Annotated in this window: 24 protein-coding genes; 8 read left to right on the plus strand and 16 right to left on the minus strand. The window is 53.2% G+C overall.

Annotated elements, in window-relative coordinates; translation table 11 throughout:
• Positions 1-3: 3 nt before the first annotated feature.
• Together J4614_RS02400 and ydgH are read right to left on the minus strand one after the other, a co-directional pair.
• Entirely contained in the window at positions 4-1,386 is a 1,383-nt protein-coding gene (locus tag J4614_RS02400; RefSeq protein WP_000412353.1) for an amino acid permease, read from the minus strand.
• A 298-nt stretch (positions 1,387-1,684) separates the two neighbouring features.
• Positions 1,685-2,629, minus strand: a complete 945-nt coding sequence (gene ydgH / locus J4614_RS02405) for a DUF1471 family protein YdgH (RefSeq protein ID WP_000769292.1) — start codon at positions 2,627-2,629, stop codon at positions 1,685-1,687.
• Positions 2,630-3,155: 526 nt separating this feature from the next.
• Here ydgH and pntA point away from each other — a divergent pair.
• Entirely contained in the window at positions 3,156-4,685 is a 1,530-nt protein-coding gene (gene pntA / locus J4614_RS02410) for a Re/Si-specific NAD(P)(+) transhydrogenase subunit alpha (protein ID WP_001219356.1), read from the plus strand.
• Positions 4,686-4,695: 10 nt separating this feature from the next.
• Complete coding sequence (gene pntB, locus J4614_RS02415; protein ID WP_000014056.1) at positions 4,696-6,084, plus strand: Re/Si-specific NAD(P)(+) transhydrogenase subunit beta; 1,389 nt, start codon at positions 4,696-4,698, stop codon at positions 6,082-6,084.
• A gap of 174 nt (positions 6,085-6,258) precedes the next feature.
• Here pntB and J4614_RS02420 read toward each other — a convergent pair whose 3' ends face one another.
• On the minus strand, positions 6,259-7,293 hold the full coding sequence (locus J4614_RS02420) for an AI-2E family transporter (protein ID WP_001118264.1): 1,035 nt from the start codon (positions 7,291-7,293) through the stop codon (positions 6,259-6,261).
• Between the two features lie 417 nt (positions 7,294-7,710).
• Here J4614_RS02420 and mdtJ point away from each other — a divergent pair, with 417 nt between their 5' ends.
• A complete protein-coding gene (gene mdtJ / locus J4614_RS02425) occupies positions 7,711-8,073 on the plus strand; it encodes a multidrug/spermidine efflux SMR transporter subunit MdtJ (RefSeq protein ID WP_000500279.1) in 363 nt (120 codons plus the stop codon).
• Complete coding sequence (mdtI, locus tag J4614_RS02430; RefSeq protein ID WP_001183821.1) at positions 8,060-8,389, plus strand: multidrug/spermidine efflux SMR transporter subunit MdtI; 330 nt, start codon at positions 8,060-8,062, stop codon at positions 8,387-8,389. Before mdtJ ends, mdtI begins: the two co-directional genes overlap by 14 nt.
• A gap of 39 nt (positions 8,390-8,428) precedes the next feature.
• On the opposite strand, the gene J4614_RS02435 is transcribed toward mdtI, so the two are convergent.
• Both J4614_RS02435 and asr read right to left on the minus strand, forming a co-directional pair.
• Complete coding sequence (locus tag J4614_RS02435; protein ID WP_000549638.1) at positions 8,429-9,250, minus strand: serine protease; 822 nt, start codon at positions 9,248-9,250, stop codon at positions 8,429-8,431.
• A 268-nt stretch (positions 9,251-9,518) separates the two neighbouring features.
• Entirely contained in the window at positions 9,519-9,767 is a 249-nt protein-coding gene (asr, locus tag J4614_RS02440) for an acid resistance repetitive basic protein Asr (protein WP_023208193.1), read from the minus strand.
• A gap of 235 nt (positions 9,768-10,002) precedes the next feature.
• Between asr and J4614_RS21980 the strand changes: the two genes are divergently transcribed.
• Positions 10,003-10,095 carry a hypothetical protein gene (locus J4614_RS21980; RefSeq protein WP_001068154.1) on the plus strand — a complete coding sequence of 31 codons (93 nt, stop codon included), beginning with the start codon at positions 10,003-10,005 and terminating at the stop codon, positions 10,093-10,095.
• 66 nt (positions 10,096-10,161) lie between these two features.
• Here J4614_RS21980 and J4614_RS02445 read toward each other — a convergent pair whose 3' ends face one another.
• Complete coding sequence (locus J4614_RS02445; protein WP_000091786.1) at positions 10,162-11,415, minus strand: MFS transporter; 1,254 nt, start codon at positions 11,413-11,415, stop codon at positions 10,162-10,164.
• Positions 11,416-11,534: 119 nt separating this feature from the next.
• Between J4614_RS02445 and J4614_RS02450 the strand changes: the two genes are divergently transcribed.
• From J4614_RS02450 to bioD, 3 genes are all read left to right on the plus strand, one after another.
• The gene (locus tag J4614_RS02450) at positions 11,535-12,434 is read left to right on the plus strand and encodes a LysR family transcriptional regulator (protein WP_023263037.1); all 900 of its coding nucleotides are present in this window, start codon (positions 11,535-11,537) and stop codon (positions 12,432-12,434) included.
• A gap of 127 nt (positions 12,435-12,561) precedes the next feature.
• Positions 12,562-13,782 carry a sugar metabolism global transcriptional regulator Mlc gene (gene mlc / locus J4614_RS02455; protein WP_000225094.1) on the plus strand — a complete coding sequence of 407 codons (1,221 nt, stop codon included), beginning with the start codon at positions 12,562-12,564 and terminating at the stop codon, positions 13,780-13,782.
• Between the two features lie 125 nt (positions 13,783-13,907).
• The gene (gene bioD, locus J4614_RS02460; RefSeq protein WP_000919206.1) at positions 13,908-14,603 is read left to right on the plus strand and encodes a dethiobiotin synthase; all 696 of its coding nucleotides are present in this window, start codon (positions 13,908-13,910) and stop codon (positions 14,601-14,603) included.
• On the opposite strand, the gene clcB is transcribed toward bioD, so the two are convergent.
• The 10 genes from clcB to ynfE all read right to left on the minus strand — a co-directional run bounded on the left by clcB (position 14,559) and on the right by ynfE (position 26,850).
• Positions 14,559-15,848: a voltage-gated ClC-type chloride channel ClcB gene (gene clcB, locus J4614_RS02465; RefSeq protein ID WP_000554918.1), complete on the minus strand. Its 1,290-nt coding sequence runs from the start codon at positions 15,846-15,848 to the stop codon at positions 14,559-14,561. The genes bioD and clcB overlap by 45 nt on opposite strands.
• A 135-nt stretch (positions 15,849-15,983) precedes the next feature.
• Positions 15,984-17,132 (minus strand): osmoprotectant ABC transporter ATP-binding protein OsmV, encoded by a 1,149-nt coding sequence (gene osmV, locus J4614_RS02470; protein ID WP_000593093.1) that lies wholly within the window; start codon positions 17,130-17,132, stop codon positions 15,984-15,986.
• Positions 17,132-17,779 (minus strand): osmoprotectant ABC transporter permease OsmW, encoded by a 648-nt coding sequence (gene osmW / locus J4614_RS02475; RefSeq protein WP_000379674.1) that lies wholly within the window; start codon positions 17,777-17,779, stop codon positions 17,132-17,134. The genes osmV and osmW overlap by 1 nt, the downstream gene beginning before the upstream one ends.
• Before the next feature lie 9 nt (positions 17,780-17,788).
• The gene (gene osmX, locus J4614_RS02480) at positions 17,789-18,691 is read right to left on the minus strand and encodes an osmoprotectant ABC transporter substrate-binding protein OsmX (RefSeq protein WP_001211193.1); all 903 of its coding nucleotides are present in this window, start codon (positions 18,689-18,691) and stop codon (positions 17,789-17,791) included.
• Positions 18,692-18,719: 28 nt separating this feature from the next.
• On the minus strand, positions 18,720-19,430 hold the full coding sequence (gene osmY, locus J4614_RS02485) for an osmoprotectant ABC transporter permease OsmY (protein ID WP_000557304.1): 711 nt from the start codon (positions 19,428-19,430) through the stop codon (positions 18,720-18,722).
• 304 nt (positions 19,431-19,734) lie between these two features.
• A complete protein-coding gene (dmsD, locus tag J4614_RS02490) occupies positions 19,735-20,349 on the minus strand; it encodes a Tat proofreading chaperone DmsD (protein WP_000206565.1) in 615 nt (204 codons plus the stop codon).
• A gap of 42 nt (positions 20,350-20,391) precedes the next feature.
• Positions 20,392-21,249 carry a dimethyl sulfoxide reductase anchor subunit family protein gene (locus tag J4614_RS02495; protein WP_000534706.1) on the minus strand — a complete coding sequence of 286 codons (858 nt, stop codon included), beginning with the start codon at positions 21,247-21,249 and terminating at the stop codon, positions 20,392-20,394.
• Position 21,250: 1 nt separating this feature from the next.
• Positions 21,251-21,868, minus strand: coding sequence for a dimethylsulfoxide reductase iron-sulfur subunit DmsB (gene dmsB / locus J4614_RS02500; protein ID WP_000213064.1), 618 nt, complete (start codon positions 21,866-21,868; stop codon positions 21,251-21,253).
• A gap of 10 nt (positions 21,869-21,878) precedes the next feature.
• Positions 21,879-24,314 carry a selenate/tellurate reductase subunit YnfF gene (gene ynfF, locus J4614_RS02505; RefSeq protein WP_208293045.1) on the minus strand — a complete coding sequence of 812 codons (2,436 nt, stop codon included), beginning with the start codon at positions 24,312-24,314 and terminating at the stop codon, positions 21,879-21,881.
• A 97-nt stretch (positions 24,315-24,411) separates the two neighbouring features.
• Complete coding sequence (gene ynfE / locus J4614_RS02510; RefSeq protein WP_243760046.1) at positions 24,412-26,850, minus strand: selenate/tellurate reductase subunit YnfE; 2,439 nt, start codon at positions 26,848-26,850, stop codon at positions 24,412-24,414.
• Positions 26,851-26,926 lie beyond the last annotated feature (76 nt).

Consider the following 26,926-nt stretch of genomic DNA (forward strand, 5'->3'; position numbering starts at 1 on the left):
TTGTTAACCCACCAGCATCCACGTAGCCGGAACCGCCGCGACCAACAATAAACCAATCAGCACGACTTCCTGACGATTTAATACGTTGTCATGCTTGTGCGTCCGACGCGCATACAGGAAAACCAGTAATCCAGGCGCGTACAGTACGACGGACAGCAGCAGGTGCATGGGACCCGACGCATATAATAACCATAAGCCATAAATACAGGCTCCGATACCGACCGCCCGATGGAGGGGACGCGTTGCAATCTTCAGCAGAAATGCGCCGACCAGAAAGTAGGGCACCAGAATCATTTCTGACGCAATCGTCAATAGCGTGTTGTAGTCTGAACCGGTAAGCCAGATCAGTACCAGACAGATTTGCACACAGATATTGGTGAGCCATAACGACGCAGAAGGCGCGCCTTGCGCATTTTGTCGCGCGAAGATGCCCGGGAAGGATTTATAGGCTGCCGCCAGAAATGGCACCTCCGCCGCCATGATAGTCCAGCTTAGATAAGCCCCGCAGACAGACACAATCAGTCCCGCCGCAATAATAATTTCTCCCCACGGCCCCATCATTTTCACCATCAGACCGGCCATCGACGGGTTACGCATCTCCGCCAGTTCCGGACGCGCAAGAACGCCAAGAGAAAGCAGCGTGACCAGGAGATATATTCCCAGCGCTGCGAGTACCGCCAGTAGCGTGGCGCGGCCTACATCGCGTTTATTTTTCGCTCGGGCCGAGACGACGACGGCGCCTTCAACGCCAATAAACACCCACAGCGTAATAAGCATGGTGTTCTTGACCTGTTCCCATACGGGAATACCGAGCTCAACACCGGTGAAGTCCAGTGTGAAGGTATCCAGTTTGAACATCATGATAGCCAGCACAATAAACGCGCCGAGAGGCAACAGTTTCGCCAGAGTCGCGACCAGATTGATGCTGGCTGCCGTTTGTACGCCGCGCAGGATGAGGAAATGGACAATCCAGAGCAGGACTGAAGCGCCGACAATAGCCTGCCAGGTATTACCGTCGCCAAACAGACGCAGCGCAGGCGTATCGGTAAAGAAACTCAGCGCTGAAAAAACGATAACCAAATAGGATACGTTGGCGATGACCGCGCACAGCCAATAGCCCCAGGCAGAACAAAAGCCAATCAGTTCGCCGAAGCCTTCGCGGGCGTAAGTAAAGATACCGCCGTCAAGCTCGGAGCGAATGCGCGTGAGGATTAACATGGCGAATGCCAGTAAGAGTATCCCCACGCCGGTAATGGCCCAGCCAATTAACAACGCAGCCGGACTGGCAACGGCGGCCATATTCTGGGGCAGACTGAAAACACCTGCGCCAAGCATTGAGCTTAAAACCAGCGCGGTCAGCGCGCTCAGTCCCAGTTTTTTTTCCATTGGTATCCAGCTATAAAAATGAAATTGGAAGAATAATTATTATGGCAAAACGCATAAAAATGGTGAAAGCCACTAAGGCGCGGGATTTTACGGAGAGAAGGGACCGCATGCAACGGCCTGGATAAGATTTATCGCCAAAAAAGCGAAAAGTGAGATTCATCGCGATATTTGACGGAACTGGCATCCCGCGAGAAAGTGCCTGATGGTGGCTTATCAGGCCTGCCGTTGAACGATCGTGTAGGCCTGATAAGGCAGGTATGCCGCCATCCGGCGAGAAAGCCTGATGGCGACGCGCGCCTTATTTATAGAGGTCGGCGCTGATGGTGATGTTATTGCCGCGCTCCTGCCACTGACGCGTAATATGATAATACTTAGCGCCTTTCTTCGCCGCGCGTTTGGCGACCTGGTAGGAGATTTCTGTCATATTGCCGTAGTTGCCGGTGAACTTAACGCTGTCGAAAGGCACCATCATCGCAGCCGTCGCTTTATTCAGCTCCTCAACTTTTGTGCCATCCGGAAGTGTGACAGTGTAACGCCCGCCTTTGGTGGATTGCGTTTCGAAGAAACGGCCTACTTCGGCGCTCGGCGAGGCTGACGTAGCGACGCCTGGAATTTCGACTTTCTTCGCAGCTTCGCCGCCCTGAGCCAGCGCGGCGCGGCCAGCTTCAGAGTCCGCCGGAATAGCGTCCGGGCTCTGGACGATGCGTTTTTTTGCATCTTGTTTATAGATAAATGCAGTGATGCGCTGGTTTCCGCCCTGATTCGCATCCACCTGACGAACAATATAGAAAGCATATGCGTCTTTCTGTTTCGCCGCTTTCGTAATGGCATCGTTAACTTCCGGCTGGCTACGGTAGAAGCCCTGAACGGTGACGGTGTCATACGGTTCTAATTGTACGGCCTGGTCTTTCGGTAATTCCACGATGCCATTAATGACACGATTTTTGGGCGCGTCGGCTTTCGGCGCGTCGGCTTTATACACGTCCGCCACAACACGCCAGTTACCACTGTTGCCGAACTCCGAGGTGTCGACAACATAGAAGGAGGCTGCGCCTTCTTTATCTGCGCGGCGGGACACGGCGGAGACCGCATCGCCAATAGCATTAAAACGACCGGTAATAACGATGCGGTCATAAGGTTTTAGTGCAGCCGCTTGCTCCGGCGTCAGTTCTGTTGCTGCATGGACAGAAAAAGCAGCCGCAGAAAGCAGAGCCGACGCCAGGAGAGTGTTCTTAAGCTTCATAAAAATAATCCTTCGCCTTGCGCAAACCAGGTACTGGTATTGTTATTGACTAGAAACGTGGCTGATTATTGCATTTAAACCATATGGATGTCTGCGGGATTTTTCACGCATCGTGTCATGTATCCTATCTTTGATGATAACATTTGCCGATATGTCGAAAAAAACGGCGTCCGGGCGGCTAAGCTAATGAAGCGCATGAATTTAATAAGTTAATTTAATGTTAATTTCTTGATATCGACAGAGGTTTAATGATGTTTTACTGTCAAATTTGAGCGAATTATCAGCCCTCGCAGGCCATTTTCAAGGCATTATGGCTGCTTAGTGGCTGAATCGTTCATGTTTTGCAAATTTGATAAAAAATTCTGTTTTTTGGCGCTAGATCACAGGCGTTATTTTCAGTAGGTTATAGAGAGTTTGTAACGGTTTTATTCTGCAGGGGTAACATTTACCTCAAACGCGGGCAGGCGTACGCTTCTCGCGCTTACTGACAAACCATCATCAAAAATACCGATGGAAGGGAACATTTATGCGAATTGGCATACCAAAAGAGCGGTTACCCAATGAAACCCGTGTCGCTGCGACGCCGAAAACGGTAGAGCAGCTACTGAAGCTGGGGTTTAGCGTCGCTATCGAAAGCGGGGCGGGTCAACTGGCAAGTTTTGACGACAAAGCGTTTGCGCAGGCTGGCGCGGATATTGTAGACGGCAATGCTATCTGGCAGTCGGAAATTATTCTCAAGGTTAATGCGCCTGAAGAAGATGAAATCGCTTTACTGAACCCCGGGACTACGCTGGTCAGTTTTATATGGCCTGCGCAAAATCCTGGGTTAATGGAGAAACTTGCCGAACGTAAGGTCACGGTGATGGCGATGGACTCCGTGCCGCGTATTTCCCGCGCGCAGTCGCTCGACGCGTTAAGCTCAATGGCGAATATCGCGGGTTATCGCGCCATTGTAGAGGCCGCGCATGAATTTGGGCGCTTCTTTACCGGGCAAATCACCGCCGCCGGGAAAGTGCCGCCGGCGAAGGTGATGGTGATTGGCGCGGGTGTAGCCGGTCTTGCGGCTATCGGCGCGGCAAACAGCCTGGGGGCGATTGTCCGCGCGTTTGACACTCGTCCTGAAGTCAAAGAGCAGGTCCAGAGTATGGGGGCTGAGTTCCTCGAACTGGATTTTAAAGAGGAAGCCGGTAGCGGCGATGGTTACGCCAAAGTCATGTCCGAGGCGTTTATCAAAGCGGAAATGGCGCTCTTTGCCGCCCAGGCCAAAGAGGTCGATATCATCGTTACCACCGCGTTGATTCCGGGCAAACCTGCGCCGAAGCTGATTACCCGCGATATGGTCGATTCTATGAAGGCCGGCAGCGTGATTGTCGACCTGGCCGCGCAGAATGGCGGTAACTGCGAATATACCGTCGCCAATCAGGTTGTGACGACGGACAATGGCGTGAAAGTGATTGGCTACACCGATTTACCGGGGCGTTTGCCGACGCAGTCATCCCAACTTTATGGCACCAACCTGGTTAACCTGCTGAAGCTGCTGTGCAAAGAGAAAGACGGCAATATTGACGTGGATTTTGACGATGTCGTGATCCGTGGCGTGACGGTGATTCGCGACGGCGACATTACCTGGCCTGCGCCGCCAATCCAGGTTTCCGCACAGCCACAGTCCGCGCCTAAAGCAGCACCTGCGCCAAAAGAGCCGGAAAAGCCCGCTTCACCCTGGCGGAAGTATGCGTTAATGGCGCTGGCGATCATTCTTTTTGGCTGGCTGGCCGATGTCGCGCCAAAAGAGTTCCTCGGCCATTTTACCGTGTTTGCGCTCGCCTGCGTGGTTGGTTATTACGTGGTGTGGAACGTGTCTCATGCGCTTCATACGCCATTAATGTCGGTGACCAACGCAATTTCAGGGATTATTGTTGTCGGGGCATTATTGCAAATTGGTCAGGGCGGCTGGGTCAGCTTCCTGAGCTTTATCGCGGTGCTTATCGCCAGCATTAATATTTTCGGTGGCTTCACCGTGACTCAGCGTATGCTGAAAATGTTCCGGAAAAACTAAGGGGTAACACATGTCTGGAGGATTAGTTACAGCTGCATACATTGTTGCCGCGATCCTATTTATTTTCAGTCTTGCCGGGCTTTCAAAGCATGAAACGTCCCGCCAGGGGAATAACTTCGGTATTGCCGGGATGGCGATCGCGTTGCTGGCGACCATTTTCGGGCCGGATACCGGCAACGTGGCATGGATTCTGGTCGCCATGATTATTGGCGGCGCGATTGGCATCCGCATGGCGAAAAAAGTTGAGATGACCGAGATGCCGGAGCTGGTCGCGATTCTGCACAGTTTCGTGGGCCTGGCGGCGGTACTGGTTGGCTTTAACAGCTATCTGTACCATGACGCCAGTCTGGCGCCGGTGCTGGTGAATATCCATCTGACCGAAGTCTTCCTCGGTATCTTTATTGGCGCAGTCACTTTCACTGGATCGATCGTAGCGTTTGGTAAACTGCGCGGCAAAATTTCTTCTAAGCCGTTGATGTTGCCTAACCGTCACAAAATGAACCTGGCGGCGCTGGTTGTTTCTTTCCTGTTGCTGCTGGTTTTTGTCCGCACCGAAAGCGTGGGTCTACAGGTTCTGGCGCTGCTGCTGATGACCATTATCGCGCTGGCGTTTGGTTGGCATCTGGTCGCCTCTATCGGCGGGGCGGACATGCCGGTGGTTGTTTCAATGCTGAACTCCTATTCCGGTTGGGCTGCCGCGGCGGCTGGCTTCATGTTGAGCAACGATTTGCTGATTGTGACCGGCGCGCTGGTCGGTTCGTCAGGCGCGATCCTGTCTTACATTATGTGTAAAGCGATGAACCGCTCTTTCATCAGCGTTATTGCTGGTGGGTTCGGTACTGACGGCTCCTCAACGGGCGACGATCAGGAAGCTGGCGAACATCGCGAAATCACGGCGGAAGAGACCGCTGAGATGCTGAAAAACTCCCACTCCGTCATTATTACGCCGGGGTACGGGATGGCGGTGGCGCAGGCGCAGTATCCGGTAGCGGAAATCACCGAAAAACTGCGTGCGCGCGGTATCAACGTGCGTTTCGGCATTCATCCGGTGGCAGGGCGTTTGCCCGGTCATATGAACGTGCTGTTGGCGGAGGCGAAAGTGCCTTATGACATCGTGCTGGAGATGGACGAGATCAATGATGATTTCGCCGATACCGATACCGTGCTGGTAATTGGCGCGAACGATACGGTGAACCCGGCGGCGCAAGACGATCCCCGCAGCCCGATCGCCGGTATGCCGGTTCTCGAAGTGTGGAAAGCACAGAATGTCGTGGTCTTTAAGCGTTCAATGAATACTGGTTATGCTGGTGTGCAGAACCCGCTGTTCTTTAAAGAGAATACGCAAATGCTGTTTGGCGATGCCAAAGCCAGCGTGGATGCAATTCTGAAAGCGCTTTAATCTTTTAAACGTGCGGCGGCCTCTTCGGAGGCCGTTTTTATAAACTTCACCCTTTAAGCTGCCTCTTTGTTGGCTGCGCTCAGAAACCCCGGTCACATCGTTATCTATGCTCCCGGGGATTTCTTCCCTTGCCGCCGCGATGCATCTTGAATGATTTTGTGTATGTATTGCATTTTATCTTTTGTTTAAATCGCTAAGCAGAACGGCGATACTCTGCCCGCCGGTGGTCTGTTCGAGGGCGATTTTGACAATGATGGTTAACGGAACGGAGAGCAACATGCCCACCGGACCTAATAGCCAGCCCCAGAAAATTAACGACAAAAATACCACTAAGGTTGAAAGGCCTAAACCACGTCCCATGATACGTGGCTCAAGGATATTGCCGAAGACCAGATTAATCAGCAGATAGCCTGCCAGCACCAGCAGCGCATCATAAAACCCGTTAAATACCAGCACCTGAATAATGGGCGGCAGGGCAGCGAGCACCGATCCAATATTAGGAATATAGTTCAGCGCGAAGGCCAGTAGACCCCAGACAAAGGCGAAGCGGACATCCAGCGCGGCCAGCATTCCCCATGCGACCAGCCCCGTCACGATACTGATCGCTGTTTTTAACACCAGATAATGGGAAACGCTATCAAGCGCGCGTTGAATTGCCGCCATGCCTTCCACCGGACGGCTCATCATCTGCTGCAGTTTTTCAGGCAATTGTGGAACCTCCAGCAGCATAAATACCACGGTCAATAACAATAAAAAGATGGACGACATGGCATTGGACAGCTGGGTGAGCAGGTTCGTTACCAGAGTCATGGCGGCGTTTGGATCGATATATTTCGCCAGCTCATCAACCGACACGCCAATGCCTGCTCGCTGTAACCACGGTTCAATACGTTGCAACGGTATCACCAATGAGGAGCGATATTGTGGTAGGGTACGAGCCAGTTCATTTAATGATGTCCCCAAATAGGCCAGTAGCAGTACCATTAACATAACAATAATCACAATGAGCAATGATACGGCGATAACGCGCGGAATTCGGCATCGGGTCATCCGTTGCGCAACGGGATTGAGAACGACTGCAATAAATAACGCCAAAATAAAGGGAACAATGATATCTGCGGCGAAGCGGATACCGCTCAGAATAACCACCAGCATTCCCAGCATAATGACGATTTTTAGACCATTGAGCGTGATGATCGGTTTTGCCATATCAGTCCCTGTTTTCTGATGCCGACTCGAATAATAATGTGATGTCGGTCGACCTGTTCTGGTTAAAATCAAACACTTCAGGTAAAGAAGTGAAAATATTTTGAGTTAATTCCTGGCTTATGATACAAATCAGGCGTGTTCAACTACCGAGGACAATTATCATCCGCGATGACGAGAAGCAACACTGCGGATAATTGTAATATTATGGACAATATGTTCAGCACTTTTTTCTCCACGCAAACGCATCTTCACTCTACCTCCTTTTTCCTGCTTATTGGCGAGCAGCACTGGCGTAACGCACTTTAGTCTCTCACTTCTGCCTGAGCTGGCGCAACGCGCTGTGCTAACTGATTTTATTTTTTAGTTTGCTGCGTGCAGCAGACTCGAAAGAGTATATTCTCATGCAGGAGAAGTGTCATGTTTTACTGGATTTTATTAGCTCTGGCTATCGCGACTGAAATTACCGGCACGCTCTCAATGAAATGGGCTAGCGTGGGTAATGGCAATGCGGGTTTTATTTTAATGCTGGTGATGATCACGCTGTCATATATATTTCTTTCCTTTGCGGTAAAAAAGATTGCCCTGGGTGTGGCGTATGCCTTATGGGAAGGGATCGGCATTTTATTTATTACCATTTTTAGCGTGCTGCTATTTGATGAAGCATTATCAACCATGAAGATTGCCGGCTTGCTGACGCTGGTCGCCGGCATCGTATTGATCAAATCAGGGACGCGTAAACCCGGCAAACCGGTGAAGGGGGCGGCTCGTGCAACAATTTGAATGGATACACGGCGCCTGGCTTGGGCTGGCAATAATGCTGGAAATCGCGGCTAACGTACTGTTGAAATTTTCGGACGGCTTTCGCCGTAAATGCTATGGCATCTTATCGCTTGCCGCTGTTCTGGCCGCCTTCAGCGCGCTTTCCCAGGCGGTTAAAGGGATAGACCTGTCGGTGGCGTATGCATTATGGGGCGGTTTTGGTATTGCCGCCACGTTGGCGGCGGGCTGGGTGCTCTTCGGTCAGCGCTTAAACCCCAAAGGCTGGGTTGGCGTGATATTGCTGCTCGCCGGAATGGTCATGATCAAATTTGCCTGAGACGATCGCTGCCTGTCGGTTCAGGCAGCGATTCCCGCATTAATCCTGCGCCAGTGCTTTCAGCTTATCGCGAAAGCCGGTGACGGATATAGCGCGGTTATCGGCGCGCCAGCGATCTTTAGCCGCAGGGGCGGAGCTTTGTACGCCAATGAGCTGCCATCCGCTATCCGTGTGCAATAAGAGCGGCGAGCCGCTGTCGCCAGGTAAGGTGTCGCACTGGTGTGAGAGTACGGCATTCTGCGCCCAGCCGGTCACGACGCAATCCTGATGGGAATAGAGCGCATTCAGATGATCTTCCGGATAACCGGACTGCGTGACTTTTCGGTCTGCGGCTTTCAACGCCGCAGTGAGCGCCGCTTTATCGCCGGTAAATAAAGGCACTGGCGTGATACCGGAAGGTGGGTAGCGCAATATTACCAGACCAAAATCCCAGCTTGCCGCGGCAGGCGGCACAATCCAGCCATCGCCATCCGCTTTCAGACGTCGGCCCAGCGACGGTTCAACGCGGCCTTCAATGCCGTGGATTTCATAGCGCCATACTCCTTTTCGCGCCACAAAACGCAGCGCAACCGCCTTGTCTGGTTTTCCTTTCGGTGGCGTTAGCAGGCAGTGACCTGCTGTCAGGGCGATATGCGGGGAGATAAGCGTTGCCGTACACAAATTACCGCTGGCGGTCTCTAGTTGCCCGATGGCATCCCACGGTGATTGGGTAGGATCGGCGACGGGCACCCGATCGTCATGGTTAAAAAAAAGCGTTTTAACGTCGCTGGCATCCGTGGCGTCTGTTTCAGCCTCCCCGGCTTTCGCCATAACCGGTAAAAAACACACTATGCCCAGTAATACAGCAATGGTTTTATGCATATCACACTCTGGTGGGTAATTATGATTATTAACAACAAACCCTCAGTACTACTATAGACGTGACGGTAAGAAAGTGGGAGTAAAATCAGATAACTACACTCAGGAAAGATAGAAATGCGTGGCAATAACGGCGCATAAAATAAGCACGATAAGAATGAGCTCAAAGCGGTAGCGAGACACTTTTTTGCCCTCCCGGAAGGCGGCGCTAAACCAGAACAATTTAGCGCCGTAAAAACGGGCGCGGGGGCGCGCCGCAGCATGTTACGACTTACGCAGCCGGTTGAGTAGTTGGTTTTGACGTGGTTTTGGCTGGCGCTTTACCACCTTTTTTCTGGTGCTTTTTAGCCGCCTGCGCTTTTTGCTCAACGGTTTTCTTATGCTGCTTTTTGTGGTGCTGGGTGGTCTGGGGTGTTTTGGCAGGCGTTGCGGTTTTCGCAGGCGTTGCAGTCTCAGCCGCGAATGCTGCGGAAGAGAGACCCATTGCAGCGGCAACAACCAGAGCTAATACTTTTTTCATTTTGATACCCTCGATTTGGTTTTCATTCAACCCCACTGCGGGGCCGGTGAAATGACTATATCGCTGTTATCAAAAGGCTTCCGTGAGTGATTGGTTTCGGCATGTAACGCTATGTACAATCCCCCGGTAACGCGATGTCAGCCCCCACCATAATAGGTAGCTTTACGTTACCGGCCGTTATTTTTGGTCGCAGAGTCGGTAATATTCGCTCTCCAGAATAACAAGTACACCGTATATGAATCCGATAATCTGGGTGGTATTTACGCTTCTGGCGCTGGATGCAATCAGAGAAGTCATGGGAGTATCAAGCTTGACAGGTCTGTGGTAAACAGTGAGTCGTGGCGTGAAACCAGCCCGGCGATAGCGCACGTTGCTATCGCCGGATTATTTCTTTTCAGGCGTGAAGACGATGATGTAACCGCGTCCCGACCAGGATGGCCAGCACCAGCATTAGCGCGATAAAACCGCCTACGCCGTTCCAGCCGTAACTATGCCAGAATACGCCGCCTAGCGTCCCGGCGATACTGGACCCCAGATAATAGCTGAAAAGATAAAGTGACGAGGCCTGTCCCTTCGCCCGGCGCGCACGCGGGCCAATCCAACTACTGGCCACGGAGTGCGCGGCGAAAAAGCCGGCGGAAAAAAGCAGCATTCCGGCAAAAATCAGCCAAAGCGAGGTAAAAAGTGTCAGTAAAAGCCCGCCCAGCATTACTGCGATAGAGAACAGCATCACCGGCCCCCGGCCATAGCGTGAGGTCATTGCGCCAGCTTTCGGCGAGCTCCATGTGCCGGTGAGATAGGCTACGGATAACAGTCCGACCACGGCCTGGCTTAATTCCCAGGGGGAGAGCATCAGGCGATAGCCAATGTAGTTAAACAGGGTGACGAACGCGCCCATCAGTAAAAAGCCTTCCGCAAACAGCAGAGGTAACCCCCGATCGCGCCAGTGGAGACGGAAATTAATAAATAGCGTTTTAGGCCGTAGCGACGTGGGACGGAAATGTTGTGAGGCGGGTAAAATCTTCCAGAACATCAGCGCGGACGCCAGCGCAAAGCATCCGATGGCCGCCAGCGCGATGCGCCAGTTAAAAAAGTCGGTCATGACGCCGCTTAATAAACGCCCGCTCATCCCGCCGATGGAATTACCGCTAATATAGAGCCCCATGGAGAAAGCGACAAAGCTGGGATGGATTTCTTCGCTCAGGTAGGTCATTCCCACCGCGGCGACGCCGCTTAACGATAGACCGATCAGCGCACGCATAATCAGAATACCATGCCAGCTGGTCATCATGGTTGATAACAATGTGCAGCAGGAGGCTAATAACAAGGCGGTGACCATCACCGGTTTACGGCCTATCGCATCAGAAAGCGGGCCAGTAAAAAGTAAGCCGATAGCCAGCATGGCGGTAGAAATAGAAAGTGAAACGCTGCTGCTGGCGGGGGAGACGCCAAACTCCTGGGAAAGTACCGGTAGTATAGGCTGAACGCAATAAAGGAGCGCGAAAGTCGCCAGGCCCGCGGAAAAAAGGGCCAGCGTGACGCGCATGAAAGGCGCTGTACCGCGTTTAATAAATTGAACCGGCTGAGAATGGCATTGTTCATCGATATCGCTCGCCGTGGCGTCATCGAGAATAGTTGTACGACTCACGTTAAATCCTTGCTTTACATCTCCGTCAACAGGAGACGGGTATAACCGACATGTAAAGCATAGAAAAAGCAAAATATTCTGTCTAATATATTAATTGTCTCAAATAAGACGTTAAAAATATGAATATCGAATTACGTCATTTACGTTACTTTGTGGCGGTAGCAGAAGAACTGCATTTTGGTCGCGCCGCCGCGCGCCTCAATATCTCGCAGCCGCCGCTGAGTCAGCAGATACAAATTCTGGAGCAGCAGGTCGGCGCGCGATTACTGGCGCGGACCAACCGCAGCGTAGCGTTAACCGCCGCCGGGCGACAGTTTCTGGTGGACAGCCGACACATCCTGAGTCTGGTAAACGACGCCGCCGCTCGCGCCGAGCGGTTGCATCAGGGCGAAGCGGGTGAAGTCCGTATTGGCTTTACGTCTTCAGCGCCTTTTATTCGGGCGGTATCGCATACCTTTTCGCTGTTCCGCCAGTCCTATCCGGGGGTGCATATGCAAACGCGTGAAATGAATACGCGTGAGCAAATCGCGCCGCTCAACGAAGGCGTACTGGATATTGGCTTGCTGCGGAATACGCCGCTGCCCGACACACTTAATCGCGAGGTGATTTTGCATGAGCCGCTTATGGCCATGATCCCGCGCGAACATCGGCTGGCGCAAAAGCCGGTCGTCAGTCTGACAGAACTGGCGGAAGAACCTTTCGTCTTTTTCGATCCGCATGTCGGGACGGGCCTCTACGACGATATTCTCGGCCTGATGCGGCGCTATAACCTGTCGCCGACCATCACGCAGGAGGTTGGCGAGGCAATGACCATTATCGGTCTGGTGGCGGCGGGACTGGGTGTCTCGATTCTGCCGGCATCCTTTAAGCGTGTACAGATGAGCGAGATGCGCTGGGTTCCCCTGGCAGAAGAGGACGCCGTATCTGAAATGTGGCTGGTATGGCCAAAGCATCATGAACAGAGTCATGCCGTACAGCGGTTTTGCCAACTGCTATTACTGGCTGCCCGACGGGATTAATTACGCTTTAAAAGGGTGAAAATGTGCAGTTAATCACACGGCTAAGCAAAAAGTTGACGGCGAGTATTGAAGTGTTTCACCATAGCACACAGATTATTTCGGAGCGCGAAAATAAAGGGAGTGAGCGGTGGTTGCTGATAGTCAGCCTGGGCATATCGATCAAATTAAGCAGACCAATGCTGGCGCAGTGTATCGCCTGATTGATCAGCTCGGACCGGTATCGCGAATTGACCTGTCTCGTCTGGCGCAGTTGGCGCCTGCCAGTATTACGAAAATTGTTCGCGAAATGCTGGAAGCGCATTTGGTTCAGGAACTTGAAATTAAAGAGGCGGGCAGTCGTGGACGTCCCGCCGTCGGGCTGATGGTGGAAACGGAAGCCTGGCACTATTTATCTATTCGTATTAGCCGTGGCGAAATTTTCCTTGCGCTACGCGATCTTAGCAGCAAACTGGTGGTAGAAGAGTGTCTGCCGCTGCCGTTAACCGAAGCCACGCCGTTGCTTGAGCGAATTATTACGCACGTTGATCGGTTTTTTACCCGCCATCAGCAGAAACTGGAGCGTCTGACCTCCATTGCCATTACGTTACCGGGCATTATCGATACCGAAAACGGCGTTGTGCACCGGATGCCGTATTATGAAGATGTCAAAGAGATGCCTTTGGGAGATGCGCTGGAGCGGCACACCGGCGTACCGGTTTACATTCAGCATGATATTAGCGCCTGGACGATGGCAGAGGCGCTTTTTGGCGCCTCACGCGGCGCGCGCGACGTTATCCAGGTGGTGATTGATCATAATGTGGGGGCGGGCGTTATCACCGACGGTCATTTGCTTCATGCGGGCAGTAGCAGTCTGGTAGAGATTGGGCATACCCAGGTCGATCCTTATGGTAAGCGCTGTTATTGCGGTAATCATGGCTGTCTGGAGACCATAGCCAGCGTCGATAGCGTGCTGGAACTTACGCAGCTTCGGCTTAATCAGTCGATGAGTTCAATGTTGCACGGCCAGCCGTTAACGGTAGATTCACTGTGTCAGGCGGCGATGCAGGGAGATCTATTAGCAAAAGATATTATTAGCGGCGTTGGCGCGCATGTCGGACGCATTCTGGCTATCATGGTGAATTTATTTAATCCGCAAAAAATTCTTATTGGTTCGCCGCTAAGTAAAGCGGCTGATATCCTTTTTCCGGCCATTGCTGACAGTATCCGTCAGCAGGCGCTGCCCGCCTACAGCAGGAATACGGTAGTGGAAAGCACGCAGTTTACCAACCAGGGCACGATGGCCGGGGCGGCGTTGGTAAAAGACGCGATGTATAACGGCTCTTTGTTGATTCGTCTATTACAGGGTTAACATTTTTTAACTGTTGTACAAAAATTTGCGCTAACTCAAGCTGATTGCCCTTGCCATATCTTAGACTTTCTCCACTGTATTATTTTCCTGGCTTATATTTTCGAAGCATAACGGTGGAGTTAGTGATGCTGAAGCGTTTCTTTATTACAGGTACAGACACTTCTGTTGGGAAGACGGTGGTTTCCCGCGCATTACTACAAGCGTTAGCGTCGGGTGGTAAGAGCGTCGCAGGGTATAAACCTGTCGCTAAAGGGAGCAAAGAGACTGCAGAAGGGATGCGCAACAAAGACGCGCTGGTATTGCAAAGCGTCTCTTCGCTGGAGTTGCCGTATGAGGCGATTAATCCGATCGCGTTAAGCGAAGAAGAAAGCAGCGTCGCGCATAGCTGTCCTATAAATTACACCTTGCTGTCCAACGGTCTGGCGAGTCTGAGCGATAAAGTGGACCACGTGGTTGTGGAGGGCACTGGCGGCTGGCGTAGTTTGATGAATGATTTACGTCCATTGTCCGAATGGGTGGTACAGGAACAGTTACCGGTATTGATGGTGGTAGGGATTCAGGAGGGGTGCATTAATCATGCGCTACTGACTGCGCAAGCTGTCGCTAACGATGGACTGCCATTAATTGGCTGGGTGGCGAATCGTATCAATCCTGGCCTGGCGCATTATGCTGAAATTATTGATGTGCTTGGGAAAAAACTGCCAGCGCCGCTGATTGGCGAGTTGCCGTACCTGCCGCGCGCCGAGCAGCGTGAGCTGGGGCAGTATATTCGTTTGTCAATGCTCGGCAGCGTGCTGGCGGTAGATAGAATCATGGCGTAACGTTCGCGAGAGCACTGACGCGACTACACAGGCAATCAGCAGACCGGGGAGTAACTGATACTCGCCGGTCATTTCACAAATCATCAGGGTGGACATTATCGGCGCATGGGTTGTCGCCGCCAGTAGCGTCGCCATACCCGCCAGCCCCAATAAAATCGCTATTTCATCCGAGCCTGGCAGCCAGAATCCCCATATCCGACCCAGAAACATTCCAATTGATAATCCGACAAATAATGTTGGCGTAAAGACGCCGCCCGGCGCGCCAGACCCGCTGCTGGCGAGCACCGCCAGGATTTTGCACACAAAAATTCCGCCAATCAGCGAGAATAGCGGCGGGGAGAGCAAAAATGATTGTACGACGCTATAGCCGTTTCCCCATACCGTGGGCGTGAGTAACGACAGTAATCCGACAATAAGCCCGCCCAACGCCAGTTGCCAGGGCGGCGACAATTTTAAGCGTAAGAAACTATTATGGCTGGCCGTCATCAGCCACATCAGCAATGGGCCGCACAGACCGGCGACCAGACCGGTACTGACTATCATGACGTACTCCCGCGCGTGGAGATCAACGGTCAGATGTACGGTATAGAGTAGTGAATCGCTACCGTTTAATACATGGGTGGTTAGCAGGGCGACGACGGCGGAAACGACAACCGGGCCGAGGGAAGCCAGCATTAAGGTACCGAACAGGATTTCCGCGATAAACAGGCTGCCCGCCAGCGGCGCATGGTAAGCGCCCGCCATGCCCGCAGCGGCGCCGCTGGCGATCCATAATTTCCATTCCTCACGCGGCGTGAAGCGTCGGGCAAAGCTGGATGCCGCCAGCGAGGCGAGGAGGATCATTGCGCCTTCGCGACCAATTGCGCTGCCGCTGACCACGACCAGCAGCGAGGCCAGCGATTTCACCAGACTGGCGCCAACGTCAAATTGCCCGTCGGTTTGCAATGCTTCCATATAGTCAGTGGGCGCATGGGGGCGCTGTTGGTTCATTTTTTGCCACCCCCACAGCAACAGGCCAGCGGCCAGGCCGCCAAGCGCCGGCGTAATCAGCCGTCGCCAGGGCGAAAGCCCCTCAGCCGCATTCACCAGACTGCCGGTGTCATTACTCAGGAAAATCCACTCCAGCAATTGCATCGCATGACGGAAGGCGGCGACAGCCAGCGCCGCGAGAATACCGATGAGCGTAGCGATCAGCAGGCGACGAAACATCGCGCGCAGATCCGGGTAAGCGTGTAAACGATGCATGAGCGGGTAAACAGGGAGTTTCAGGATAGCCTATTCTGCGGGGAAATGGCGTCAGACGCAAAAGCACTATGTGCCATATAATATTGCGTACAATAATGATATTGCCGGATAGCGAGAGGCCATCCGGCGGCAACGTTAGCTGCTTTCGTGAATATTTAGCGCCCGACGCGTGCGGCCTGAGCTGAGATAGTCGGCGATGTAATCCTGAGAGATTTCACCGTTATAGCGTCCGTCTTCATCAACGATCGGCATCCAGCTGGTATTACTTTCGTACAATCTGGACAGCACAATACGCAGATTATCTTCCGCTTTGCCCGTAATACGGAAAGGATGGGTGATATCGGCGCAGATTCCGCTGGCGTTCCGCGCTTCCCGGCGCTTCACAAATCCCAGTGGCTTACCGTCGTTGTCAATGACGGTAATGGCGCGAATATCGTGATCATCCATAATGCCGAACGCCTCGCTTAACGGCGTGGAAGGCCGCGCGGTAATGGTTGGCTGTTGGTCGGTAACATCGCCTGCGGAGACCAGTAGCAAACGCTTTAACGTTCTGTCCTGACCGACAAACGACCCGACAAACTCGTTAGCCGGTTTGGCCAGCAGTTCATCAGGACTGGCGCACTGTACAATTCGCCCCTGACGGAACACGGCGATACGGTCGCCGAGTTTTAGCGCTTCGTCGATATCATGGCTGACCAGCATCACGGTCTTTTTTAGCTTACGCTGCATATCCAGAAACTGGTTCTGGATCACTTCGCGGTTAATTGGGTCCACCGCGCCGAAGGGCTCATCCATCAGCAGTACCGGCGGATCGGCGGCCAGAGCGCGGATCACGCCAATACGCTGTTGCTGTCCCCCGGACATCTCCTTTGGATAGCGATGCAGAAATTTTCTGGCATCCAGCGCCACCATGTCCATCAACTCTTCGGCGCGTTGCTTGCAGCGTGCTTTGTCCCACCCCAACATGCGCGGCACAACGGTAATATTTTCTTCAATCGTCATATTAGGAAACAGGCCGATTTGTTGGATAACATACCCAATATTGCGGCGTAGCGTTACCGTATCCATATCGTTGGTATTCTCGCCGTTGATAAGAATATTACCGCTGCTGGGCGCGATCAGCCGGTTGATCATCTTTAACGTGGTGGTTTTGCCGCAGCCGGAGGGACCGAGTAAGACGCACATTTCGCCTTCCGGCACATTCAGGTTGACGTTGTCGACGGCTTTTAGCGGCTGACCCTTTTTCTGTACAAATTGTTTGGTAAGATTTTCCAGTTTTATCATTATCGTATCCCCTTAGGTGTCAGTACGACTTGCAGACGATGCAACAGCCAGTCAAGTACAATTGCCAGTAGACAGATCATCAGCGCGCCGGCAATTAACATGCGAATATCGCTGCCGCTAATGCCGTTTAACAGTAGCAGCCCCAGACCGCCGGCGCCGATCACCGCGGCAATCGCCATCACGCCGATATTCATCACTACCGCGGTGCGGATACCCCCGAAAATAACCGGTAGGGCCATTGGGATTTCGACCCAGCGCAGCCGTTGCCAGAAAGTCATACCGATGCCGCGTCCCGCTTCACGCAGACCGGGCGGCAAACTATCAAGCGCAGTATGGGTATTACGGACAATCGGCAGTAAAGAGTAGAGAAAAACGGCCGTCACGGCGGGCAGAACGCCAATACCATGTCCGATCAGCGAAAAGAGCGGGATCATTAACCCAAACAGCGCGATAGACGGAATGGTAAGAAGTAGCGTGGCGGCGCCCAATATCGGCGTTGCCAGCCATTTGTGGCGTACAATCAAAACGCCTAACGGTACGCCGATGATAATCGCCAGACCGACGGCCAGCGCGACCAGCCAGAGATGCTGAAAGGTAAGGCTGGCGAGATAGCCTGCGTTATCCAGCATATAATGTATCGTATCCATAGGCGCTCCTTACAGCAGACCTTTGTCCTGCAAAAATTGATGGGCTACCTGTTGCGGCGTGCGATGCTCGATATCGACCTGGGCGTTTAGGGTCGATATCACATCGTTATTGAGCAGGCCTGAAAGGGTGTTTAAGGCGTCATCAAGGCCAGGATTGGCTTCCAGCACCTCTTTACGCACTACGGGCGTGACAGCGTAACTTGGGAAGAAGCCTTTATCATCTTCCAGCACTTTCAGATCAAACCCTTTCACCCGTCCGTCGGTGGTATAGACCAGCCCGGCGTCAACCAGCCCATCCCGAACGGCGTTATAGACCAGCCCTGGGTCCATCTGTCGTATTTGCGGGCGATCAAGCTGCATCTGGTAGGCTTGCTGAAGGGGCTTCATTCCGTCGCTGCGCCCGGCAAATTCCAGATCGAGGCCGAGCATCCAGTTGTGGTCAGGATCGTTCTGCCGGACCTGTTCGATTTTTGCCACCATTTGCGAGATGGTGGTGATATTTTCCGACTCGGCGCGTTTGCGCTGCATCGCGAACGCGTAAGTATTGTTCATGTCAGCCGGTTTGAGCCATACCAGGCCCAGCTTCGCATCCAGGCGTTTTACCGTGTCGTAGGTTTCCTGTGGACTCATGCGCTTATCGATACGGTTGAAAATAATCAGCGATGTACCGGTGTATTCCCAGGTAATATCAATTTGTTTATTCACCATCGCATTACGTGAAATCACCGCGGCGATATTGGTTTGCGGCTGAACCTGAAAGCCTTTCTTCTGCAAATACTGAACGGTCATAGCGGAAAGAATATGCTGCTCGGTAAAGCTTTTGGTGGCGAGAACCAGCGGCGCGGCCTGCGTCTGGCTACTGAACAACAGCGTTGCGGCAAGCCATCCTAACAGGTGTTTTTTGAATCTCATTTAACGCTCCTTATTGTTATTTATGCGTTCAAACGGTATGAGGGCTAAGGCGTCGCCCAAACCAGGCAAGCAGAGTGTCAAGAATCAGCGCGAATAACGCCGTGGCCGTTGCGCCGAGGATCAACGTCGGAAAATCGTTGAGATAAATTCCCGGGAAAATCAGCTCGCCGTAGCTGCTGGCGCCGATCAGAAAGGCCAGCGGCGCGGTGCCGACATTGATGGCGGTCGCGATGCGAATACCGGACAGCATCACTGGCCACGCATTAGGTAGCTCTACCTGGCGAAGCCGCTGCCATTTTGTCATCCCAATCCCGTTCGCCGCTTCAATCAGTGAGGCGGGAACGGAACAGAGGCCCGCATAGGTATTGCGGACGATAGGCAGAAGGGAGGCCAGAAATAGCGCGACAATGGCGGGCGTATCGCCGATCCCGATAATCACCATCGCTAAGGCCAGAACGGCCAGCGGCGGCAAGGTATTACCAACATTAAAGATTTGCATGACATATTCAGCAAATCCTTTTGCCGCAGGTCGGCTGAGTAAAATCCCACTCGGGATACCGACCAGTAAAGCAAAAAACATGGACGTAAAGACCAGCATCAAATGCCGTTGTCCGAGATACAGCAGATCGACCTGACGCGCTTTCAGCGTCTCCAGACCGATTCCCCAGATAAACAGCGCCAGTAACAGCAAAATGACGATAGTGAACCCAAGTACGCGTTTTAGGGTGAGGGTGTGCATTGCGGTGTGTCTCCCTGTTTGCATGTGTTATGGCGACGTTAAGAGTCGCGTGTTGTTATGCCATGTTCCGGCAGGGTACTTTGAGCTATAGCAACAGGTTGGGAAGGATTCCAGCGGAGCGTGATGTTTAACACTGTTAAACATCTATTAACAATTATGTTTTGCCCTTATGCGGCTTCGCGTGAACATTCACGATAAAGAATTATCTTAAAAATAGAAACGTAGTGTGACGTTGTCACTTTTTGTAGATAAAGATAGGCCGCAATGGGAGAAAAGGCAGGTAAAATCCTGCCTTTTGTGGGGATTAACGGAATAACGGTTTTACAGCGACGGGAATAATGAGTTGAGCTTGCCATTGCGCCAGAGTCAGACGCGCCAGTTGCCCCAACGCCTGATAAAACGGATGCCCGGCATGATCGATAAATACGTCCAGAAAGCGGGACGACCACGGAAACAGATGCCAGGCCAGGAGTTGTTCGCATTCATGATGACGGTCATTCTCGGCAAGCCAGGCCGCCAGCAGCAACAGCGACCCAAAATGATCTTCTGGCTCGTTTTGCTGCATTTCAAACTGAATTCCGTTTTCGCGCATCCACTGACGTAGCGCCAATGTAGAATCGCCAAATAATACGCTCTCACGATCCAGCCAGACGGAACCCCACGGCGGAGACGGCAGAGCGTAAGGGCCGATAAACAGACGCTGCCAGGCCTGTGGCAACGACTCTTCGCTGTGGGTCTTAAACATAGCCGCCACAGGCGCAAGCGCCTCGGCATCAAGCGGCCACTGCGCCTGCCAGTCGTCGGTTAATAGCGCCTGAACCAGAGGAGCGGTTTCGTGGCTTTCCGGCGAATAATAAAACAACGCGCCGAGAACACGCGCCGTTACTGCAAAATCATCACGTTGTAAAAAAGTGGTCATTCAAACAATCCCGAAAGGTGCGGGTCGCCCCGCACGCATAAATTAACCTGCGACGGCCATACCTACGGTCATATGCAGGCCATAAAAAAGTCCGCGGCCAATAATTTCGCCCGCCAGCACCAGCACGACACCGAGCAGCAAACCAACGGTATGCGGTTCGCGGCGACGGATTAGCGGACATAGCCAGCAGCCTAATCCGGCAGCAAGCAAGACAATGCGCCAGACCTGTAGCATACCGTAATCCGGTGCGAGATGGCTGGCCTGTTGCACGGAACTGTGAATGGTTGAGAGAGACAGCCCTTGTAGTACGATGACCGCCACGCACACCACCAACGCCAGGCCGCTAATACTGGCAAACGTCACGCTGCAAAATGGGACGCGCGCGATGCGTAGCAGTAGCGCCGCAAACACCGGGCCGCACAGGAATGCCGTGAGGAAAAAGGCCAGCGTGGTGTAGCCATTATACCAGGTTGGCACGGTATCTATCTGATAAACGAGCGTCATTGCCCAGATGAATGCAACGCCGAGCGCCATACTGACCAGCAGCCACACTTTACCCAGCGCCGGGGGCATTTTACCGAGTACCGCCACCAGCCACCAGATGCCGCCTACGGCAAAGAACACCGATCCTGCGGCGATTTCATTACTCAGTGCGGAAGCGCCTACGCGGTTAAGCGAGTTAAACGCACGCATCGGCGAGCCGAGATGCATAATCGACGCGAGGAATCCCACTCCCATCACCAGCCACAGAAAAAACATGCTGCGCACGATGCGCTGACGGGCGATGGTATCGTCTTTTGCCGTCAGCCAGCCCAGTCCGCTAACGATTAACGCGCCGACCACGCACTGACCAAAGACCGTGAAGATCATCAACGGCCATTCATGCCATCCACTTCCCATCTTATACCTCCTTCGGATTGGCCAGATAACCGGTAGTGTCCCCGGTCGGGCGGCTGTTGGCGTTGGGTTTAATCACAATATTCGGCTTCGTGAAATGCGCGCGCGGCAGCGGCGCGACGGCAGCCAGCTCACCGTGTTTTTTGCGCAGTTCGTCGATAGGACCAAAGTCCAGCGCCCGCAGCGGACAGGATTCGACGCAGATAGGCTTTTTGCCGTCGGCGACGCGATCATAACAGCCGTCGCACTTGGTCATATGACCTTTGGCCGCGTTGTACTGCGGCGCGCCGTACGGGCAGGCCATGTGGCAGTAGCGGCAGCCGATACAGACCTCTTCGTTCACCACCACAAAACCGTCATCGCGCTTGTGCATCGCGCCGCTCGGGCAGACTTTTGTACAGGCCGGGTCTTCGCAGTGGTTACAGGAGATGGAGAGATAGTAGGCAAAGACGTTCTGGTGCCAGACGCCGTTATCTTCCTGCCAGTCGCCACCCGCATACTCATAAATGCGGCGGAAGCTGACATCCGGGGTCAAATCTTTGTAGTCCTTGCAGGCCAGTTCGCAGGTTTTGCAACCGGTGCAACGGCTGGAATCAATAAAAAATCCATACTGGGTTGTCATGGGTTACTCCTTACGCCTTTTCAACCTGAACAAGATTACTGTGTGACGGATTACCTTTCGCCAGTGGGGAAGGCCGGTGCGACGTCAGAATGTTAATGGAGCCGCCGCGATCGACTTTGTCGCCAAACATGTCGGCATTTAACCAGGCGCCCTGGCCGATAGCGGTGACGCCAGGCAATATGCGCGGCGTGACTTTTGCCGGAATGAGCATCTGTCCGTTCTGGTTAAAGACCCGCACGGTGTCGCCGTGCTGAATGCCGCGCGCTTGCGCATCAATCGGGTTGATCCAGATCTCCTGCGGACATGCCTGTTGCAGGACGTCGATATTGCCGTAGCTGGAGTGGGTACGCGCTTTATAGTGGAAGCCGGTTAGCTGTAGCGGGTAGCGCTGACGAAGCGGATCGTCCCAACCGTCAAAGCCTGGCGTATAGGCGGGTAAAGGATGGATAATCTCATCTTTCTTCAGCTCCCACGTGTTGGCGAGGGTTGCCAGACGCTCGGAATAGATTTCGATTTTACCGGACGGCGTTTTCAGTGGGTTGGCGGCAGGGTCTTCGCGGAAGGCGCGGAAAGCGACGTAGTGCTCCTCCGGGCATTTTTTCTTGAAAATCCCTGTCTGTTTCATCTCTTCGTAATCCGGCATTTCCGGGTTACGCGCTTTGGTTTTTGCGTGCAGGTATTTGACCCACTCATGCTGCGTGCGGCCTTCTGTGAAGGTCTGGTATACGTCCGGACCAAGCCGTTTAGCCACTTCACTGAGCGTCCAGTAAATGGGCTTTCTTTCAAATTTCGGCGAGGTGGCGGGCTGACCAAGAATGACATAGCCCATATTGCCTGCGGATTCGTGGGAAATCAGATCTTCCTGCTCGGTCGGCATTAAATCAGGCAGCAGAATGTCGCAATATTTTGCCGACGCGGTCATAAAGTGCTCGATGCCGACGATCATTTCACATTTACTGTCGTCCTGAAGCACCTCGTGGGTGTGGGCGATATCGCCATGCTGATTGATCAGCGTATTACTGGCGTAGCACCACAAAAATTTGATCGGCACGTCGAGCTTGTCTTTTCCCCGCACGCCGTCGCGTGTGGCGGTCATTTCCGCGCCATGATCGATAGCGTCGGTCCAGGTAAAGACCGAAATCTGGGTTTTTACCGGGTTCTCCAGCATAGAAAACCATTCGACGCCCAGATCCCAGGTGCCTTCGCGCACGCCGGAATTACCGCCATTTATGCCGACGTTACCGGTGAGTACAGACAACATGGCGATTGCGCGTGCGGTCTGCTCCCCGTTAGAGTGGCGTTGCGGTCCCCAGCCCTGGCAAATGTAAGCCGGTTTCGCCGAGCCGATTTCCCGCGCCAGTTGAATGATTTTTTCCGCCGGAATACTGGTAATCTGCGCGGCCCATTGCGGCGTTTTAGCAATACCGTCTTCGCCCTGACCCAAAATATAGGCTTTATAGTGCGCGTTACGCGGGGCCGAGGCGGGCAGAGTGGTTTCGTCGTAGCCGATGCAGTATTTATCCAGAAACGGTTTATCAATAAGATCTTCGGTAATCAGCACCCAGCTGATTGCCGCCGCCAGCGCGCCATCGGTACCTGGGCGAATCGGCAGCCACTCGTCTTCGCGGCCGGCGGCAGTGTCGTTATAACGCGGGTCAATCACGATCATCCGGGCGTTGGAGCGTTCGCGCGCCTGTTCGACATAGTATGTCACGCCGCCGCCGCTCATACGTGTTTCCGCGGGGTTATTGCCAAACATCACCACCAGTTTTGTATTGGCGATATCATCCGGACTGTTGCCGTCGTTGCCGCCGAACATATAGCTCATGGCCGCGCTGATTTGGGCGGTGCTGTAGCTACCGTAACGGCTGAGATAGCCGCCGCAGGCGTTCATCAGGCGATACGGTACGTTAGAATTGGTGATATTGCCGCCGTCCACGCCGGTACCGTAAAGCACATGTACCGCTTCGTTGCCGTAGTCCTTGAGGATACGTTTCAGGTTATCGCCGATGGTATCCAACGCTTCATCCCAACTGATACGTTCGAATTTGCCTTCTCCTCGTTTACCAACGCGTTTCATCGGATATTTCAGGCGATCGGGGTGGTTCATCCGGCGACGAATGGAGCGACCGCGCAGGCAGGCGCGTACCTGATGGTTGCCATATTCATCGTTGCCCGTGGTATCTGATTCAACCCAATATACGGTGTCATCTTTTACGTGCAGGCGTAGCAGACAGCGGCTGCCGCAGTTAACGGTACATGAACTCCAGACCGCTTTTTCTGCCACATTGCCAGATGCGAGGCCTGCTGCGGCGTGGGCGATGCGGGAGAATGGAAGGGTGAAAGCGCTACTGGCAAGCGCAAGGCTACCGATAGCGGAGGTTTTTACCAGGCTTCGTCGGCTGATACTGGCCGCCATTAATGCCTCAGGGTTGGTGATTTTCATAACAGCTCACTATGCTCATCCAAAAAGAGTTTTAAATGTCGTTGTGTTCGCAAAACGGGGAGCTCCGGGCGCGTAAAAACGTCCCGGAGCAGGCGGCTTAGATTTTTTCGATTTCCACCAGATTTGTATGTTGAGGATTCCCTTTTGCCAGGGGGGAAGGACGCAGCGTCGTGAGCGTATTGATGCAGGCGCCGTGGTCAATTTTATCGCCAGCCATATCCGCATTATGCCATGCGCCCTGACCCATCGCGCTGACGCCGGGCAGAATACGCGGCGTGACTTTGGCGGGTAGACGCACCTCTCCACGATCGTTAAAGACGCGAACCTTATCGCCATTCGCGATACCGCGTTTTTGCGCATCGAGCGGATTTATCCACACCTCCTGGCGACAGGCGGCCTGCAGAACATCAATATTGCCGTAGCTTGAATGGGTACGGGATTTATAGTGAAAGCCAAACAGCTGTAGCGGGAAGGTACTCCGTTTCGGATCGTCCCATCCTTCAAAAGTAGGGGTATAAATCGGCAGTGGGCTTATCACGTCGCCTTCCGCCAGCTCCCAGGTACTGGCGATGTGAGCGAGTTTGCTTGAGTAGATTTCGATTTTACCGGACGGCGTTTTTAACGGATTGGCCTGCGGATCTTCACGAAATTTTTTATAGGCGACAAAATGGCCGTTGGGATCTTTACGTTTATAGATGCCCATTTTTTTTAGCTCGTCATACGCGGGCAATGCCGGATCTCTTGCCTGCATTTTGGCGTACAGATATTGCAGCCATTGCGCCTGGGTACGGCCTTCGGTAAACCGCTGATACACATCGTCGCCGAGGCGTCTGGCGATTTCGCTGAGTACCCAGTAGATGGGCTTGCGCTCGAACTTAGGCGTCGTCGCCGGTTGAATAAAAATCAGATATCCCATATTGCCGGCGTAATCATTGGGGATGATATCTTCCTGTTCGACGGTCATGAGATCCGGCAGTAAAATATCGGCGTACTTCGCGGAAGAGGTCATAAAATTGTCGATGACCACAATCATTTCGCATTTCGCTTCATCCTGAAGAATTTCATGGGTTTTATTAATATCCGAATGCTGATTAATCAGGGTGTTGCCAGCGTAGTTCCATAGAAATTTGATCGGGACATCCAGCTTATCTTTGCCGCGTACGCCGTCGCGCAGGGCGGTCATTTCCGGGCCGCGCGCAATGGCGTCCGTCCAGCTAAAGCAGGAGATGGCGGTTTTAACGGGATTCTCCAGGACCGGCAGACGTTCAATGGTAATGGTGTAAGTAGATTCGCGTGCGCCGCTGTTACCGCCATGAATGCCGACGTTGCCGGTCAGAATCGGTAACATGGCGATGGCGCGAGCGGTTTGTTCGCCGTTCGCCTGACGCTGCGGCCCCCAACCCTGACAGATGTAGGCCGGTTTGACGCTACCTATCTCGCGCGCCAGTTTGATAATCCGATCGGCGGGGATGCCGGTAATATGCGATGCCCACTGCGGCGTTTTGGCGATACCGTCCTCGCCCTGGCCCAAAATATAAGCCTTATAATGGCCATTGGGGGGCGCGTCAGCCGGAAGGGTCTTTTCATCGTAGCCGATGCAATAGTTGTCGAGAAAAGGCTGGTCAACGAGATTTTCGTTAATCAATACCCAGGCAATCCCTGCCACCAGCGTGGCGTCGGTGCCGGGGCGAATCGGTATCCACTCGTCTTCACGTCCGGCAGCGGTATCGGTATAGCGCGGATCTATCACGATCATGCGCGCATTTGAGCGTTCACGCGCTTGCTCCAGAAACCAGGTAATGCCGCCGCCGCTCATGCGTGTTTCAGCCGGATTATTGCCGAACATGACCACCAGTTTACTGTTTTCGATATCAGACGTGCTGTTGCCGTCGTTGGAGCCATAGGTGTAGGGCATGGCGCAAGAAATTTGCGCGGTACTGTATGAGCCGTATTGATTCAACGAACCGCCGTAGCAGTTCATCAAACGCTTCACCGGCGAGGCGGCAGGCGACGAGCGGGTTATGTTGCCGCCTACGATGCCGGATGAATAGTGGATATAAACGGCTTCATTGCCGTAGGTCTCTACGGTCTTTTTCAGGCTGGCGCTAATGGTGTCCAGCGCTTCCTGCCAGCTAATGCGTTCAAATTTGCCTTCTCCGCGGCGGCCAACGCGTTTCATGGGATAGTTAAGGCGATCCGGATGGTTAATGCGCCGACGGATTGAACGGCCCCGCAGACAGGCGCGAACCTGATGATTGCCGTAGACATCGTCGCCAGTGTTATCAGTTTCAACCCACCAGACTTCATTATCTTTTACATGCAAACGCAGGGCGCAGCGACTGCCGCAGTTGACCGAACAGGCGCCCCAGACGATTTTATCTTCTTCGTTGCGCATGGCCTGCTGCACCGCCGCGGCCGCGGTACGCATCCCAAACGGTAAAGATACGCCTCCGGCAGCCAGCGCCAGTGAGCCAAGCGCCGCTGATTTCACTAACGTCCTGCGGCTAACGCCTGTTTGTTGCTTTTCTCCGGGCATCACTCACTCCATTGTCGTTATTATTTCGCTATATATTAATAACTATAACGAAATTATTAACATGCTAATGATGTAA

This window comes from Salmonella sp. 32031103-2018-00083-FB-01-SM-01 (assembly GCF_017571995.1).
In the GTDB taxonomy this organism is placed as follows: Bacteria; Pseudomonadota; Gammaproteobacteria; order Enterobacterales; family Enterobacteriaceae; genus Salmonella; species Salmonella enterica.